The organism is Amycolatopsis tolypomycina, assembly GCF_900105945.1.
GTDB lineage: Bacteria > Actinomycetota > Actinomycetes > Mycobacteriales > Pseudonocardiaceae > Amycolatopsis > Amycolatopsis tolypomycina.
In genome coordinates this window covers 4016992-4030258 of the sequence record NZ_FNSO01000004.1, presented here as the reverse complement: position 1 = coordinate 4030258, position 13267 = coordinate 4016992, and the positions used below count along the sequence as shown (strand labels likewise).

Below are 13267 nucleotides of genomic sequence, written 5' to 3'. Positions count from 1 at the left end.
GGCCAGCTCGGGCCTACGGCTTCGTTGAGCGCTTCTTGGGGGACGTCGTACCAGCGGTGGAGGCCGCTTGCCGCGTCGTAGTCGCCCCGGCCCGTGACGCGCGGGTGCGGCGTCCGTTCGGACTCGGGGCCGGGGCTTCCCCCGAGAGGGCACCGGAGTTCATCGCGTGGTCGGCGACCTCTTCGCCGAGGGTGAAGAACAGCAGCGCATACCGCGTGATCCGCTGGATCTTCACCCAGGAGACGCCACCGGCAACCAGGTCGTCGAGCCCGGTACCGAGAACGAGCTGCGGGAGGTCCCGGTTCTCGCTGGCGAGCGCCTGCTTCGCCTCTTCGGTGAGCTCGACGTCCTCGCTCAGCTGGTAGATGCTCATCAGCTTGAGGCCCGTCAGAGCGTCGGGCGAGGGGATCCGGTAGGTCGTCCCGTCGAGGGGTACGTACAGCGAGTCATCGGCCAGGTAGGCCGACAGGTCTTTGACCGTCACGTGCGGAACTCCGTTCAGTACTGGGGGTGCTGGCCGCGGGCGTCGCCGTTGGCCTGGTCGGTGGGTGCGTGCGGGCGTTTGACCGCCCGGCGCATCTGGTCGTTGATCGCGTGCCGGAGCGCGGTGGGCGGCGAGCTGGCCGCGCGGATGGCGGAGTCGAGCCCTTGACGCCCCTTGCTCGCGTCCGGCCGCTCGTCGGTCGCCAGCGATCCACCGGCTGCGATCTGGGCTCGCGCCAGCTCTGCCGCGACGGTGGCGCCGAGAGCGCCGCCGCGGTGGCCCGTGCCGGCCGCTTCGCCCCGAGCGTGCGAGAACAGCGGCTCCAGGCCCGCCTGGTGGACGTCTGCCTCACGGGCCGCGAGACGCGCGCTGGCTGCGTCTTCGCCGGTGACTTCGGCGAGCCGATCGTCGATGGTGTCCAGGACCGCCCGCGCGTCGTCCGGGTGCAGCCCCTTTGCACGGAGAACCGTCGGCAGCTCCTCGGCGAGGGCGTGCAGCGTATCGGGGTCGTCGGCCTCGTCGATCACCTGCTGCGGCGTCATGCCGGAGCTGAGCAGCGTCTGCACGCGCGACCACGCGGCCTGCCGGGCGAGCATCCCTTCGACCCCGGGCGTGGGCTCCGGGAGGGCGTCGAGCGAACGCTGCTGCAGGGCGCCGTACGCGGAGCCGGTCGCGTCTTCGAGGTCGGCGACGGCCTGACTGCTGCGGGCCTGGATCTGCTGGATCTGTGCGGTGTTGCGCGCCTGCTTGCCGTCGTCGGTGAGGTGCGGGTCGTCAGGAGCGTTGTGGACGGCCGCGAGTGCCTCGCGGTGCTGGTTGAGGATGTCCTGCAGCTGGGTCGGTGCCTGGCGCAGGGTTTCGAGGTGCTGGTCGGTCGGCGCGGACTCGGCCGGCGTGTACGGCTGGATCGCCGAGAGCCGGCGACCCCACGAGCGGCCCCAAGGGCCGCGGGGACTGGTCATGCTGGTGCCTCCTGGGTGAGCGTCGCGATCGCCTCGGCGAGGTGCCGGACGCACGCGCGGTAGGTGGGCTCGGCGGCCGACGTCATCCGGAGCGGCCAGATGGCGACCGTGGCGAAGTAGCCGGGATCGCCGTGGCGGCAGGCGATGCACGAGTTGTGGTTCCCGGCGGGGGACGGCTGGCCGAGGCTGCGCAGGGCGGCCTCGTAGTGGGTGAGGCAGACGACCGGCCGCGCGCCAGCGGGGAGGCCCGCGGCGGCCAGGTCGGGCGGGTAGAGGCTGAGCTGGTGCAGCTGGCGCCGGTCGGTGGTCCGGCACACCAGGCACGCGTCGGGCCGGACTCCGTGCGTCGGGTCGGCCGCGTCCAAGAGCCGGCCGCCGACGATCTCGCCGGAGCCCTGGGCAGGCGGGATGTCCGCGTGGTCCTCCGTCACCGGAGGGCCGGGATGACGAGGTGGTCCTCGCGACTGGTCACGAGCCTGCGGAGGACCTTGACGGCATCGGCGGCGACCTGGGCGGCGAACAGGGTCTGTCCCCTGGCCAGGGCGACGGATCCGCGGCAGGGGATGGCCCGCGCTCGCGTGTGGAAGGTCCGGGCCGCGGCGGTCACCGGGGCGAGGGACTCGGTCGGGGCGAGGGGATCACCCTGGGGGACGAGGACTGCGGGCGTCGACATGACGCTCCTTTCGGGACGGTCAGTGCTGGTTTGGGTGTCTCGCGTGGCCTGCACGCGATCCCCGCTCGCACCTGGCGGGCGGTGGTGTGCGACGTCCGGCGCCTGGCCTGGACGGTGGATCAGCCGACGTCGCGCGCCTGGCGCTCGTTGGCCGTGATCAGTCTGGCGGAACCCCGTTGCGGCGGTTCCGGATCCGGAACCGCCTGTCCCGTGTAGACAATCCATCCGCCGTGCGTCTTGCGCCCGGGAAGGCGTCCGGCGGTGAGGAGCCGGCGCACGTAGCGATCGGAGCACCCCATCGCCTCGGCGACCTCGCTCACGGACCGGCCGACCGCGGCCGCCGGCGCGCTCGGTGGCGTGTCCGGCGGTGCGCCGCCGTCCGCGTGGCGCTGCCTCCCCTTATTCAGGGCATCCAGGAACCAGATGGCCCGGGACGTGGGTACGGCTCCGGTCGTGCGGCTGCGCTCGTTGGCCGCGAAGATCATCAGCTTGAGAACTTCGCCTGTGAGGTCGGCGGGCACGGTGACGCTGCCGTCCGGCGCGACCAGCTCGGCGGGATCAGGGCTCGGTGGGCTGATCATCAGCCTGTCCCTCCTCGCCGAGGTCAAACCGCTCGCGGAGACCATCGCGGAACACGCCGAGTTCGTGGCGCGTCCGCGGCTGCACGCGGCCGGCGCGGATCTTGTCGTCCCGCTGCTCCCGGCGGAGCTCGCGGAGCAGCGCCTGTGCCCGGGCGCGGGGTGTCGTGGGTTCGGTCATCCGGCCCACCCCGCGTGGATCTGGTGCCGGCCGATCCGGAACACCACGGCCGGCCCGGCCTGCTCGTGCAACTGCCGGGACTCGTCGAGCAGCTGGCCGATCGCGTCGAGCACGGCAGGGTCGTCGAGCGCGCCCGGGCGGTGCAGCAGGCCGTACGCCTCGGCGCGGGCGGCGCTGGCGGTGCGGTGCAGGCGCACCCGCTCGGCGAGGTCGCTCGGTAGCGGCCGGTGCCCGGCGACGAGCGCGAGCCCAGCGCGGTGCCTCCGGCGCCGGACCGCGCCGTCGGTGTTCGGGCGGAGCGACGGCCCAGCGGCCGTGAGGAGCCGCGCGGCGAGCGGGCCGGGGTCGTTGACCGCGAGGACCGACGCGAGGGCGTGCAGCGTCACCTCGCGCGGCCGCATGGTGCCGGCCGCGAGGCGCTGCAGGGTTCGCCGGTCGAGCCCGGCCGCGCGGGCGAGGCGGCGGACGCTCCAGCCGCCCGCGAGGCGCTCGGCGGTGAGGAGCGCGCCGAGGGTGGCGCGTAGCTGGGCACGCTCGGCGGGGGACACGCGACCACTTGGTGACCGGTGGTCGCGTGAAGGGGGCGGCGCAACGCGTGCGCGCGCACGCGAGCGGTCCGGCGGCGCGGTAGCGGTCATCGGGCGGAGCCTTTCGCGGCGGCGAGGGCAGCGCGGACGGCGGCGATGCCGGCGCGGGCGACCTCGGGGTCTGGTGTGGGCTTGCGGGGCTGAGGCGTCGCCAGGTGCGGGCGGCAGACCCTGCACGGGATCGGGTGGTCGGCCTCGCGGTCGAGCCAGCCGCGGTCGCAGTGGTGCGCGGTGATGGGCCGCTCCTCGCACTCGTCCTCGTCGTCCAGCAGCTCGCCTGTTCGGTCATGACGCATCGGGGATCACCTCCGGAGGCTTCGTTCTTGCGAGGGCTGCCAGGACGGCCGCGCGGCCGCGGCGGGCGCGATCGGCGGCGCCGGGGTCGTGGTCGCATAGCTGGGGGCCGATGTAGCCGCTTTCGTCGCAGAGGGCGCAGGCGGCGACAGCGCGGGCGCGGTCAGCGGCTCGCTGTCGGGCCGCTGCCGCGTACGTGCGGTCAGGTGGTTGCGCTGGGAGGTGATCCGGGTGTGGTCGCTGTTGTGGCGTGGTCACTTGGGTTGGTGGGGGGTCGTCAGTGAGCCCTGATCCCGGTCGCGTGTGAGCCCTGATCGACGCATCACGGTCATCCGCTGAGCCCTGATCGGACGGTACGGGCGGATCCGGAATGGACGGTGCGGCCGCCTCATCAGGGGCAGGGTGTGAGCCCTGGTCTTCATCAGGGGTTGCCTGTGAGCCCTGATCCTTCTTCGATCGGGCCGTGCGTAGACGCTCGGCCTCGGCGGCTTGTCGCGCCTCGGTGATTGCGTCCGCAGCCGCGTCGATTTCGCTGGGGCTAAGCCACTTCAGCCGCTCTATGACGTCGTCGGCGATGATCAGCCGGTATTCGTCGGTGTGGCCCTTGCGGCGGTTACCGCGGCGCACGAGCTCAAGCAGGCCGACTCGAACGAGTTCCTGCCGCGCGCGCTTCACGCTGGCGTAGGAGAGCTCGCAGAGGACGGCGAGACGCGCGATTCCGGGTCGTACCCGGGTGCCGTCCGGGTTGGCGAACGTCCGCAGCGTGAAGGCGACGAGCTTGGTCGTCGAGCTGAACCGCGCGGCGAGCACCATGCGTTCCCAGTCGAACAGGAACCTGCGCTCTTCCTCGTCCCAGGTACGATTCGCGGCACCATCAGGCTGGTGGACGGTCGGGTGCGCGGGCGGGGCCTTCTCGGGGCCCTGTCCGTTCTCATGCCACGACACGACCACCTGCCTCGGTGTCGGTACTCGGGGCCGCGCGCGCGGCCCGCTGGCGCTCCATCGCGATGCGCACGATGCGCGCAGCGCGGGCGAGCGTGGCCGGGTCGTCGATCGCGCGTTCGCGCTCGTTGGGCGCGTCAGCCGTCGGAGTGGGCGTCATCAGGAGCGGGCTTTCCTAAGCCGCGCCGCGGTCGCTGCTCTGGGTGTCCAGCCACGCGTCGACTTCGGACCACCGGTAGCGGACGTGGCGTCCCACGCGCGTCCACTTCGGACCCTTGCCCCGGGCGCGCCACTGACTGAGCGTCGCCTCGGGAATCCCGAGGTACTCGGCGAGCTGTGACGGCGTCGCAAGTGGCCGTCTGTCCATCGAATCTCCCGTGTTGCTCTGTGGCATGACTGTCAGGCCAGAGAGTTACATCGGAGGACGCCGCTTGTCAACGTTCCGCATTCGTGTCATGCTCCGCCATGACGCGGTGACGACTGGAAGGCGATTTGGTGCGAATCGAAGAAGTGATCGGCGACCGCATCCGGCAGGTGCGCGACTTGCAGGAGCTGACCCAGGAACAGCTCGGCCAGCGGCTCGGCGAACTACTGGGCAAACCGTGGTCCCGGCAGGCCGTTCACGTCGCTGAACAGGGCGGCCGGCAGTTCACCGCGGCCGAACTGGTCGCGCTGGCGAGCGTGCTCAACACGACCGTTCCTCGGCTCATGACCCCGACCGTCGAGGTCCGCGAGGTCGAGCTGCCGAGCGGCGCGCGGGTTGCCCGCGTTCCGCTCACCAAGCGCGTGATGCCGCGCGGATCAGTCGGCAAGACCTTGAACAGCATGGAGGAGCAGCTCCGACTGCTCGCCGTGGCTGTGAAGGCGCAGCAGGATCAGCAGGGCAACATCTGGGCGGCGATCGACTTGCTCCACCAGTCGCTCGAGGCCGTCGGCGAGCAGGCCGACTCGGGGGAGCAGGGCGACGGCAGCTGAGCCTTCGCTACCGCTTGCGCCAGTCGATCACGGCACGCTCGCCGTCGAACGCCTTCAGGCCTGGCCGGGCGCGCTTGATCGTCACCCGCTCGACGAACAGCCGCACGAACTCGCGCTGCTCGTCAAGCAGCATCCCCGGCCACGCCTCGCGGACCGCAGCGATGTCGACGTGAACGGCCGGCGGCGGCAGTTCCGCGAGCTCGGTGCGCAGCTTCTGCTCCGTCACGGCGAGCGCCTGGCGCGCGGACTTCCACTCGACGTCGGTCAGCTCGCCCGGCGTGCCCCACAGGGCCGCGAGCTCGCGGCGGCGCCGCTCGATGTCCTGCAGGCCCTTGCCGAGCGCCTCGCGTCGCTCGTCGTGGTCGTCGGCCGCGACAGATTCGAGGAACTCCGGCTTGTCCAGCTCCTCGAACAGTCGGTCGCGCACGTGCTCTTCCAGCTCGACACCGAGGATCCCGACGCAGGACTTCCCGCCATACTTCGGGTGGCAGAGGTAGTACGGCTTCGGCTCGCGGTTCCGCAGCTGCTTCATCGACGCCACCATCCGGGCGCCGCACACCCCGCACACGGTGATGCCGCCGGTGAGCAGGTACCGCCGGCCAGCTCGGGAGCCCACGTGGCGCGCGGTCGCGATCGGGTACTCCCGCCCGTCGCTCCTGGTGACGCTGCGGTTCTCGGTGAGCCGGACTTGGCACTCCCGCCACGTGTCCTCGTCGAGGATCGGTGGCCAGTTGCCCTTGCCGACGATGCGGTCACGGTACACGCGGAAACCCGCGCTGATGGGGCTCAGGATCACGCGCCGGATGCCCTTGCCGGTCAGCGCGCCGCCGTGCGTGCCGGTGACCCCGCGGGCGCGGAGTGCGGCCGCGATGTTCTCCAGCGCCCATCCGCTGAGGACTTTCTCCGCGGCCCAGCGGAGCGCCTCGGCCTGGACGGGGTCGTGCTCGTAGGTCTTCACGCCGTCGTCGTTCGTGGTGTTCCGGTACCCGAACCGCCGGCCGCCGCCCGGCAGGCCGAGAGCGGCCTTCTCGGCGAGCATGTCGTTGACGCGGCGCTTGATCCGTCGGACTTCACCCGCGCCGAGCACAGCCTTGATCCCCGCGACGTCGTCCTGCACTCGGACGATCCCATCGCGGTTGGTGTGCAGCTCGCTGATCCCGGCGGCGTCCAGCTCGGCGGCCAGCCGAAACCACCGGACTTCGTTCCGCTCGATGCGGTACTGCTCGACCGCCCACACGTGGGCGATCTTGCCGTCGGTGAGCCACTTCCGGAACCGCTCGAACTCCGGCCGGAGGTCGTCACCGGCCGCGGACACACCGGCGTCGGCGAACACCTCGATGGGGCGCCCTGGCCACGTCTTGGCGGCGTACTCGCGGCCCCACCGTTCCTGGGCCTCGACGCCCTCGTAGGACCCGTCAGGGCGCGGGGAGAGGCGGCAGTAGAGCGCGACGTAACCGATCACGATCCAGCATCGTGCCATCGGTTACGTCTTGACGGCAACTCTCCTCGGGGACGGGCTGGAACAGCAGCGCCGGGCCGTCGTCGAACTCGACCTGGCGGTAGGTGAGGCCGTGGGAATCGGTCCACGTCCGGGTCTTCCCGGCGCCGAGCGCCGCGGACCAGAACTCCGCGAGCAGGTCCGGCTGGTGGCAGTCGACCGCGACGGCCAGGATGCGCGCGGCCGTCACGACGCCGCCACGACCCGGTTGATCGCCTCGGCGACCAGTGCCGGTTCCGACACCGTCACCGTCAGCCCGGGGTGACGGATCCGGCCCCACGGCTCGATGCCTCGCACCGGCTCCCGGAACCGCAGGCACACCCCGCCGTCGGTCGTCGTCCCGAACGTCAGGCCGCGGTCGGCGAGCGAAAGCCGGACGCCGAAGGCGCGCAGCGGGCTGTACGGGCCGGTCGCCTCCGCGCCGGCCAGGTTGCTCAGCGGGGTCTCGACGAGCCACGGTCCGAACCGGACGCGCAAGCCGGTGGCGTCCAGTTCCAGACCGGCCTTCGGGCCCAGGATCCGGCGCAGCCACGCGGGACCGGCGAACTCGGCGTGGAGCCGGTGGTGCACGACGACGGTGGATTCGCTCACCGCTGCCGGTTCGCTCGTCGTCATGCGCCGCCACCCAACGGCGGGACGTCCGATTCGCTCTCGCGGTGCATGGAACCTCCTTCACGTGGGGCTCCTCCCCGGCTACCCGGTGGCTGCCCGGTGAAACGTCGCAAGATCACCGCGAGCGCGCGGCGACCCGGTTGACCGCCCGCGCGGCGACGATCCCGAGCACCAGCCCGGCGATCGCGGTCAGCCCGTGCAGCCAGTTGTCCGCCCAGTTCAGGTTGATCGGGTCCTCGGGGTTGACGAGCGCGGTGGCGAGGATGCCGTACGCGGTCATCCCGGTGAAGCCGACGAACAGCACCCAGCAGTAGATGATCGACCTGGCGCGCCGGGTCGCGGCGAGCAGCCCGAGCACGCCGACCGCCGTGTGGACGAGGTTGAGCAGTGGGGTCACGCTGAAGATCCAGACCGCGCGGCTGGTCTCGTGGCCGACGTCGGCGGTTTCCGGGGTGAGGAATCCGGCGATTCCGAGCGCGAGGTAGAGCAGCCCGAGCACGGCGACGACCGGCCGGAGCCAGAAAGCCGGGAAACGGGTTTCGGCGGAAGACATGGGTTCTCCTTCCCTCCGCGGCCGGATACCCCGTCACGCGTGCGGAAAACGGACAACTGGAAAGGGCCGGACGGCGGGCTGGGGGGCCGCCGTCCGGCCCATGGCCGGGACCCGCGCCGGTCCCTGCAGCCAGGACGCGGGCCCCTGGTACTAGGGGGAACGCCAGTCGTGTCCGCGGTGGGCGGTCCCGTGCTGGGCTCCCATCAGGAGCAGGCCGCCGTCGACGACGAGCGACGCGCCGGTGATGTAGCCGGCCGCCGGGGTCGCCAGGAACGCGACCGCGGCGGCCACCTCGGCCGCGTGGCCGGGGCGGCCGAGCGGGATGCCGGGCCGGTCCTGCTCGCGCGGGTCGGCGTCGGCCTGGCCCGTCATCGGCGTCGAGATTTCGCCCGGGGCCACGGAGTTCACGGTGATGCCGTGCTCGGCGAGCTCGAGGGCGAGCACCTGGGTCAGCGCGTCCGCCCCGGCCTTCGCGGCGCAGTAGGGCGCCGCGCCGACGCGGGGCACGTGTTCGTGGACGCTGGTGATCGTGATGATCCGGCCGCCGTGGCCGGCGTCGATCATGTGCCGGGCCGCGCGTTGCGACAGCAGGAAGACACCGTCGAGGTCGACGTCGAGGACTTGGCGCCACTTCTCGTAATCGAGGTCGATCGCGAGTTCGCTGCTGCCGGTGCCCGAACAGTTGACCAGGACGTCGATGCCGCCCAGGTCCTCGGCGAACGCGTCGACGACGTCGGCGGCACCGGGCAGCTCGGTCAGGTCGAGCTGCCGGACGTGCGCGGTGACGCCGTGCGCACGGGCTTCGGCGGCGGTTTCCGCCGCACCGTCGGCGTCGGAATGGTAGGTGAGGCCCACGTCCAGGCCGCCGCCGGCGAGGGCGGCCACGACCGCGCGGCCGATGCCGGAGTCGGCGCCGGTGACGACGGCGCGCCGCGGCGAAGCGGCTTCGGCGGGCAGGGGCGCCGGGAGCGACACGGGCATCTCCTTTCGTTCCCGATCGGCTACCACCCCCGCCGGCGACTAAACGCGGTCGCGGCGGGGTATTCCGCTCCGATGAGACTGGCCGTGCTGGACATCGGGTCGAACTCCGCGCAGCTGCAGGTCGTGGACGTGTCCGCCGGCGCCCCGCCACTGCCGGCGCACGCGGTGAAGGAACCGACGCTGCTCGCCGAAGAGCTCCAGGCCGACGGGACGCTGAGCGACGAGGGGATCGAGCGGGTGACCGCCGCGGTGACCCGGGCGGTGGACGCGGCGGTGCGCCTCGGCGTCGACCACCTCTACCCGTTCGTCACCGCGGCCGTGCGCGACGCGGTCAACCGCGACGAGGTGATCGACCGCATCCAGGCGGGCGCCGGGATCCGGCCGCAGTTCCTCTCCGGCGAGGAGGAGGCGCGGCTGACGTACTTCGCCGCGCGCCGCTGGTACGGCTGGTCGGCCGGGCGGCTGCTGCTCATCGACATCGGCGGCGGGTCGATGGAGCTGGTGCTCGGCCGGGACGTCGAACCCGAGCTGGCCGTCTCGCTCCCGCTGGGCGCCGGCCGGCTCACCCGCGAGTTCCTCACCGCCGACCCGCCGACGCGCAAGCAGCTGAAGGCGCTGCGCCGGCGCGTCCGCGACACGCTGTCGGAGGTGCTCGACCGGCTGCGCTGGGAAGGCCCGCCGCGCCGCGTGGTCGCGACGTCGAAGACGTTCAAGCAGCTGGCCCGGCTCACCGGCGCGCCGCCGCAGCGCAAGGGCCCGTTCGTCACCCGGGATCTCGTCGTCGCCGACGTGCGCGCGTGGATCCCGCGGCTGGCGCGCATCCCGGCGGCGGAACGGGCGGGGCTGCGCGGCGTCTCGAAGCCGCGGGCCCGGCAGGTGGTGGCCGGCGCGGTGGCGGCGGAGGTGACGTTGTCCGCGCTGGACGTCCCGGGCGTGGAGGTCTGCCCGTGGGCGCTGCGGGAGGGAATCCTGCTGCGGCACCTGGAACAGCTCGCCGACTCGATGCCGTTGCCGTTGCAGCCGCTGACCCGGCACCCGGACGCCACGGTCCGCCCGCTTCACCCGGCGGGGGAGCAGCCGGTGCCGTCCTGAGCGTGTGTCGGCTCGCCTGCGGGGTAACCGCGCCGTTCCCCGAACGGAAGGAGAGCTCCCGTGAGCAAGCCGAACCCGATCGAACTGCAGAAGTACCTGTCCGGTGTCGACTACCCCGCGAAGCGCGACGACCTGGTGCGCGCGGCCGAACGCAACGGCGCGGACGCCGGCACCCTGGACGTCGTGCGCGGCCTGCCGGACCGGACCTACGAGGGGCCCAGCGGCGTGAGCAAGGAGATCGGCGGCTGATGTCCGGTTGTCATGAACGACTCTTTCCTGGCATCGGACGTCAGGAAAGAGTCGTTCATGACGTTGCCGCCGCCGCGATCGGCGAGGTGACCCCCGGCTGAGCCAGTGCCGTAACGGCGCGGCAGACGTCGGCCGGGTCGATCGTGTCCAGGCAGGGGTGGCCCGGGACCGGGCACACCCGCGCGCGGGTGGCGCGGCAGGGCGCCCGCTGGTCACCGAGCACCACGGTGGGGACGCCGTAGGGCGCCCACCGCTCCTGCGGCACGACCGGGGCGAACAGCGACACCACCGGCGTGCCCGCCGCCGCGGCCAGGTGCGCGGGACCCGTGTTGGGCGCCACCACGACCTGCGCGCCGGACAGCACCGCCGCCAGCTCCGCCAGTGACGTCCGGCCGCCGAGGTGCACCGCCGACGACCCGGCCACCTCCCGGGTCAGCGCCCGCTCGGACGGCGCGCCCGTCACGAACACCCGGTGCCCGTCGGCGGCCAGCACCCGCACGGTCTCGCGGCTCCAGGCCGCCGACGGCTGGCGGGCGGGCACCGACGCCGCCGGGTGCACCACGACGTACGCCCCGCCGCCGGTCAGCCGGGCCACGTTCGGCAGCGGCCGCCGCAGCGCGAGGGCGCCGTGGTCGTCCGGCGGCAGCGAGAAGCCGGCCGCCTCGGCGAGCGACAGCATGCGGACCGGCTCCGGCGGATCGCCGTCGACGCGGTGGCGCAGGTCGAGCAGGCTGCCCGGGTAGTCCTCGGAGATCGCGCCGATCCACGGCACCCCGGCCTGGCGCAGCAGCAGGGCCAGCGGCAGCGGGGACTGGTGGAACGACGTCAGGATCAGCGCCCGGTCGAACGCCTTCGCCCGGACCAGGTCCACGAACGCGCCGGTGTCCTCGGCGGTCACCGGCGGGGGCTCGGGGTCGATCCAGGGTGCGGTCCAGGTCAGCAGGTCGGCGACGCCGGGCAGCAGTTCGCCCGCCGCGCGGCCGTGTGGTCCGGTCAGCAGCGTCACGCGCGCCCCGGCCGCGGCGACCGCGCGGACGCACGGCCCGGCGAGCAGGACGTCACCGAGGTTGTCCTGGCGGGCGACGAGCACCCGGGTCATCCGGCGACCCCGGCGACGCGCAGCGCCTCGGACAGGTCGCGGGCGACGGCGGCGTCGCGGCGGGCCCGGGCGATCTCCGGTTCGAGCGTGCGGTCGGTCGGGACCAGCACCGCGCGGGCGCCCGCGGCGAGCGCGGCGTCGACGTCGGCGCCCGTGTCGCCGATGACCACACAGGACGCCGGGTCGACGCCGAGCTCGCCGGCGGCCCGCAACACCATGCCGGGGGCGGGCTTGCGGCACGCGCAGCCGTCGCCGTCGTCGTGGACGCAGACCTGCCACGTGCCGAACGGGCCGAAAATCTCCTGCACGCGCGCGTTCACCGCGTCGAGCTGCTCGCGGGTGATCAGTCCTTTCGCGACACCGGACTGGTTGCTCACCACGCCGACCGGAATGCCCCGCTCGCGCAGGCCCTGCACCAGTTCGACGGCGCCGGGGACCGGGCGGACGCCGGCCGGGTCGTTGAGGTAGGGGACGTCGATGATCAGCGTGTCGTCCCGGTCGAACAGCACCGCCACCGGGGGCCGCGGCCGCCGCGCCGCGATTTCCCCGCGCAGCCGGTGATAGCACGCGGCGGGCGGGATCAGGGCGCTGGTGACGACCATGCGCGCGACTTCGCCGGGGGTCCGCGGGCCGGGCAGGATCCGGCGGGTGGCGAACTCCGCCGTCAGCCCGGCCCAGACACCGGCGGCGAGCAGCGCTTTTCCGCGCTGCTTGACCAGTGGCAGGGCGAGCGCGGCCAGACCGGCCACTGTGGACAGTGCGTGCAGGCCGAGCCTGCCGTGCCCGGCGCCGGTGCGCTGCCGCCAGAGCACGCCGTGCTTGGCGCGCATCAACGCGTTGTCGGCGTTGCCGCGCTGGGCCTTAAGGCTGTAGAAGAACCCGGACCGCCGGGCCGGGTGCGTGGTCAGCCGCTCGCCTTGGCCGATCCGGTGCCCGGCTTCGGCGACGCGCAGCGCGAGGTCGGAGTCCTCACGGAACGCGCGGGGGAACCGCTCGTCGAACCCGCCCGCCTCGACGAGCGCGCTGCGGCGGTAAGCCATGTCCGCGGTGATCCACCGCGCGTGTTCGAGGCCCGCGGTACCGCGTTCGTCGTCGGTGGGACGGCGGCCGCCGGGCAGCGGGACGGTGATCCGGCCCTGCGAGGCGGCCACGTCCGGGGGCAGGGCGGCCAGGTCTTCGCCGAGCTGCCGCGGCCAGTCGGGGGCGAGCACGACGTCGTCGTCGACGAACGCGATCCACTCGCTCTTCGCGGTGCGCCAGCCGAGGTTGCGCGCCGCCGCCGGCCCGCGGCCGCCGGAGCGGAGCACGCGCACGCCGTCGGGGACGTCCAGGGCGAACCCGCGGGGACGGTCGTCGACGACGAGGATTTCGGCCGGCCGCGGGTCGGGTCCGGTGCGGAGGGTGTCGAGCAGCGGCCGAAGCGTCTCCCGGCCCGTCGTGGGGATCACCACGGTGTAGTCGAGGGTCACCGGCCCCGGTTACCCCGGGCTGGGGTGGTCAAACGGCG

At 73.2% G+C, this 13267-nt stretch carries 20 protein-coding genes; 3 read left to right on the top strand and 17 right to left on the bottom strand.

Annotated elements, in window-relative coordinates; all coding sequences use genetic code 11:
- Window positions 1-13: 13 nt before the first annotated feature.
- The 10 genes from BLW76_RS28380 to BLW76_RS28340 form a co-directional block, all read right to left on the bottom strand.
- A complete protein-coding gene (locus BLW76_RS28380) occupies window positions 14-484 on the bottom strand; it encodes a DUF7426 family protein (protein WP_091312916.1) in 471 nt (156 codons plus the stop codon).
- Between the two features lie 14 nt (window positions 485-498).
- Window positions 499-1446 (bottom strand): hypothetical protein, encoded by a 948-nt coding sequence (locus tag BLW76_RS28375; RefSeq protein WP_091312913.1) that lies wholly within the window; start codon window positions 1444-1446, stop codon window positions 499-501.
- Window positions 1443-1877, bottom strand: coding sequence for a hypothetical protein (locus BLW76_RS28370; RefSeq protein WP_091312910.1), 435 nt, complete (start codon window positions 1875-1877; stop codon window positions 1443-1445). The genes BLW76_RS28375 and BLW76_RS28370 overlap by 4 nt, the downstream gene beginning before the upstream one ends.
- Window positions 1874-2119, bottom strand: coding sequence for a hypothetical protein (locus BLW76_RS28365; RefSeq protein WP_091312907.1), 246 nt, complete (start codon window positions 2117-2119; stop codon window positions 1874-1876). Before BLW76_RS28365 ends, BLW76_RS28370 begins: the two co-directional genes overlap by 4 nt.
- Before the next feature lie 119 nt (window positions 2120-2238).
- Entirely contained in the window at window positions 2239-2700 is a 462-nt protein-coding gene (locus tag BLW76_RS28360) for a helix-turn-helix domain-containing protein (protein WP_091312904.1), read from the bottom strand.
- Window positions 2678-2878 carry a hypothetical protein gene (locus BLW76_RS28355; protein ID WP_143060697.1) on the bottom strand — a complete coding sequence of 67 codons (201 nt, stop codon included), beginning with the start codon at window positions 2876-2878 and terminating at the stop codon, window positions 2678-2680. The genes BLW76_RS28360 and BLW76_RS28355 overlap by 23 nt, the downstream gene beginning before the upstream one ends.
- Window positions 2875-3426, bottom strand: coding sequence for a helix-turn-helix domain-containing protein (locus BLW76_RS28350; protein ID WP_167384759.1), 552 nt, complete (start codon window positions 3424-3426; stop codon window positions 2875-2877). Before BLW76_RS28350 ends, BLW76_RS28355 begins: the two co-directional genes overlap by 4 nt.
- 86 nt (window positions 3427-3512) lie before the next feature.
- Window positions 3513-3761 carry a hypothetical protein gene (locus BLW76_RS28345; protein ID WP_091312895.1) on the bottom strand — a complete coding sequence of 83 codons (249 nt, stop codon included), beginning with the start codon at window positions 3759-3761 and terminating at the stop codon, window positions 3513-3515.
- Window positions 3751-4710, bottom strand: coding sequence for a hypothetical protein (locus BLW76_RS47980; protein WP_143060696.1), 960 nt, complete (start codon window positions 4708-4710; stop codon window positions 3751-3753). Before BLW76_RS47980 ends, BLW76_RS28345 begins: the two co-directional genes overlap by 11 nt.
- A 166-nt stretch (window positions 4711-4876) precedes the next feature.
- Entirely contained in the window at window positions 4877-5068 is a 192-nt protein-coding gene (locus BLW76_RS28340; protein WP_208613402.1) for a helix-turn-helix transcriptional regulator, read from the bottom strand.
- 128 nt (window positions 5069-5196) lie between these two features.
- Between BLW76_RS28340 and BLW76_RS28335 the strand changes: the two genes are divergently transcribed.
- The gene (locus BLW76_RS28335) at window positions 5197-5676 is read left to right on the top strand and encodes a helix-turn-helix domain-containing protein (protein ID WP_167384757.1); all 480 of its coding nucleotides are present in this window, start codon (window positions 5197-5199) and stop codon (window positions 5674-5676) included.
- Between the two features lie 7 nt (window positions 5677-5683).
- Here BLW76_RS28335 and BLW76_RS28330 read toward each other — a convergent pair whose 3' ends face one another.
- From BLW76_RS28330 to BLW76_RS28310, 5 genes are all read right to left on the bottom strand, one after another.
- Window positions 5684-7138, bottom strand: a complete 1455-nt coding sequence (locus tag BLW76_RS28330; protein WP_167384756.1) for a recombinase family protein — start codon at window positions 7136-7138, stop codon at window positions 5684-5686.
- Window positions 7092-7364 carry a VOC family protein gene (locus BLW76_RS28325; RefSeq protein WP_244170344.1) on the bottom strand — a complete coding sequence of 91 codons (273 nt, stop codon included), beginning with the start codon at window positions 7362-7364 and terminating at the stop codon, window positions 7092-7094. The genes BLW76_RS28330 and BLW76_RS28325 overlap by 47 nt, the downstream gene beginning before the upstream one ends.
- A complete protein-coding gene (locus BLW76_RS28320; RefSeq protein ID WP_091312883.1) occupies window positions 7361-7789 on the bottom strand; it encodes a hypothetical protein in 429 nt (142 codons plus the stop codon). The genes BLW76_RS28325 and BLW76_RS28320 overlap by 4 nt, the downstream gene beginning before the upstream one ends.
- A 112-nt stretch (window positions 7790-7901) precedes the next feature.
- Window positions 7902-8339 carry a DUF4383 domain-containing protein gene (locus tag BLW76_RS28315; RefSeq protein WP_091312881.1) on the bottom strand — a complete coding sequence of 146 codons (438 nt, stop codon included), beginning with the start codon at window positions 8337-8339 and terminating at the stop codon, window positions 7902-7904.
- 150 nt (window positions 8340-8489) lie between these two features.
- Entirely contained in the window at window positions 8490-9320 is an 831-nt protein-coding gene (locus tag BLW76_RS28310; RefSeq protein WP_244170343.1) for an SDR family oxidoreductase, read from the bottom strand.
- A gap of 72 nt (window positions 9321-9392) precedes the next feature.
- Between BLW76_RS28310 and BLW76_RS28305 the strand changes: the two genes are divergently transcribed.
- On the top strand, window positions 9393-10412 hold the full coding sequence (locus BLW76_RS28305) for a Ppx/GppA family phosphatase (protein WP_167384755.1): 1020 nt from the start codon (window positions 9393-9395) through the stop codon (window positions 10410-10412).
- A 60-nt stretch (window positions 10413-10472) separates the two neighbouring features.
- Window positions 10473-10661, top strand: a complete 189-nt coding sequence (locus BLW76_RS28300; protein WP_091312874.1) for a DUF2795 domain-containing protein — start codon at window positions 10473-10475, stop codon at window positions 10659-10661.
- A 55-nt stretch (window positions 10662-10716) separates the two neighbouring features.
- Here the strand turns inward: BLW76_RS28300 and BLW76_RS28295 are convergent, their stop codons facing one another.
- Together BLW76_RS28295 and BLW76_RS28290 are read right to left on the bottom strand one after the other, a co-directional pair.
- Window positions 10717-11760 (bottom strand): glycosyltransferase family 9 protein, encoded by a 1044-nt coding sequence (locus BLW76_RS28295; protein WP_091312871.1) that lies wholly within the window; start codon window positions 11758-11760, stop codon window positions 10717-10719.
- Window positions 11757-13229: an HAD-IIIA family hydrolase gene (locus BLW76_RS28290; protein WP_091312868.1), complete on the bottom strand. Its 1473-nt coding sequence runs from the start codon at window positions 13227-13229 to the stop codon at window positions 11757-11759. The genes BLW76_RS28295 and BLW76_RS28290 overlap by 4 nt, the downstream gene beginning before the upstream one ends.
- Between the last annotated feature and the right edge of the window lie 38 nt (window positions 13230-13267).

Excerpts from the sequence above, each read along its gene's own strand:
- BLW76_RS28360 (WP_091312904.1), bottom strand. The coding sequence starts at position 2,700 with ATGATCAGCCCACCGAGCCCTGATCCCGCCGAGCTGGTCGCGCCGGAC.
- BLW76_RS28375 (WP_091312913.1), bottom strand. The coding sequence starts at position 1,446 with ATGACCAGTCCCCGCGGCCCTTGGGGCCGCTCGTGGGGTCGCCGGCTC.
- BLW76_RS28310 (WP_244170343.1), bottom strand. The coding sequence starts at position 9,320 with ATGCCCGTGTCGCTCCCGGCGCCCCTGCCCGCCGAAGCCGCTTCGCCG.
- BLW76_RS28295 (WP_091312871.1), bottom strand. The coding sequence starts at position 11,760 with ATGACCCGGGTGCTCGTCGCCCGCCAGGACAACCTCGGTGACGTCCTG.
- BLW76_RS28315 (WP_091312881.1), bottom strand. The coding sequence starts at position 8,339 with ATGTCTTCCGCCGAAACCCGTTTCCCGGCTTTCTGGCTCCGGCCGGTC.
- BLW76_RS28320 (WP_091312883.1), bottom strand. The coding sequence starts at position 7,789 with ATGACGACGAGCGAACCGGCAGCGGTGAGCGAATCCACCGTCGTCGTG.
- BLW76_RS28305 (WP_167384755.1), top strand. The coding sequence starts at position 9,393 with ATGAGACTGGCCGTGCTGGACATCGGGTCGAACTCCGCGCAGCTGCAG.
- BLW76_RS28365 (WP_091312907.1), bottom strand. The coding sequence starts at position 2,119 with ATGTCGACGCCCGCAGTCCTCGTCCCCCAGGGTGATCCCCTCGCCCCG.
- BLW76_RS28355 (WP_143060697.1), bottom strand. The coding sequence starts at position 2,878 with ATGACCGAACCCACGACACCCCGCGCCCGGGCACAGGCGCTGCTCCGC.
- BLW76_RS28340 (WP_208613402.1), bottom strand. The coding sequence starts at position 5,068 with ATGGACAGACGGCCACTTGCGACGCCGTCACAGCTCGCCGAGTACCTC.
- BLW76_RS28345 (WP_091312895.1), bottom strand. The coding sequence starts at position 3,761 with ATGCGTCATGACCGAACAGGCGAGCTGCTGGACGACGAGGACGAGTGC.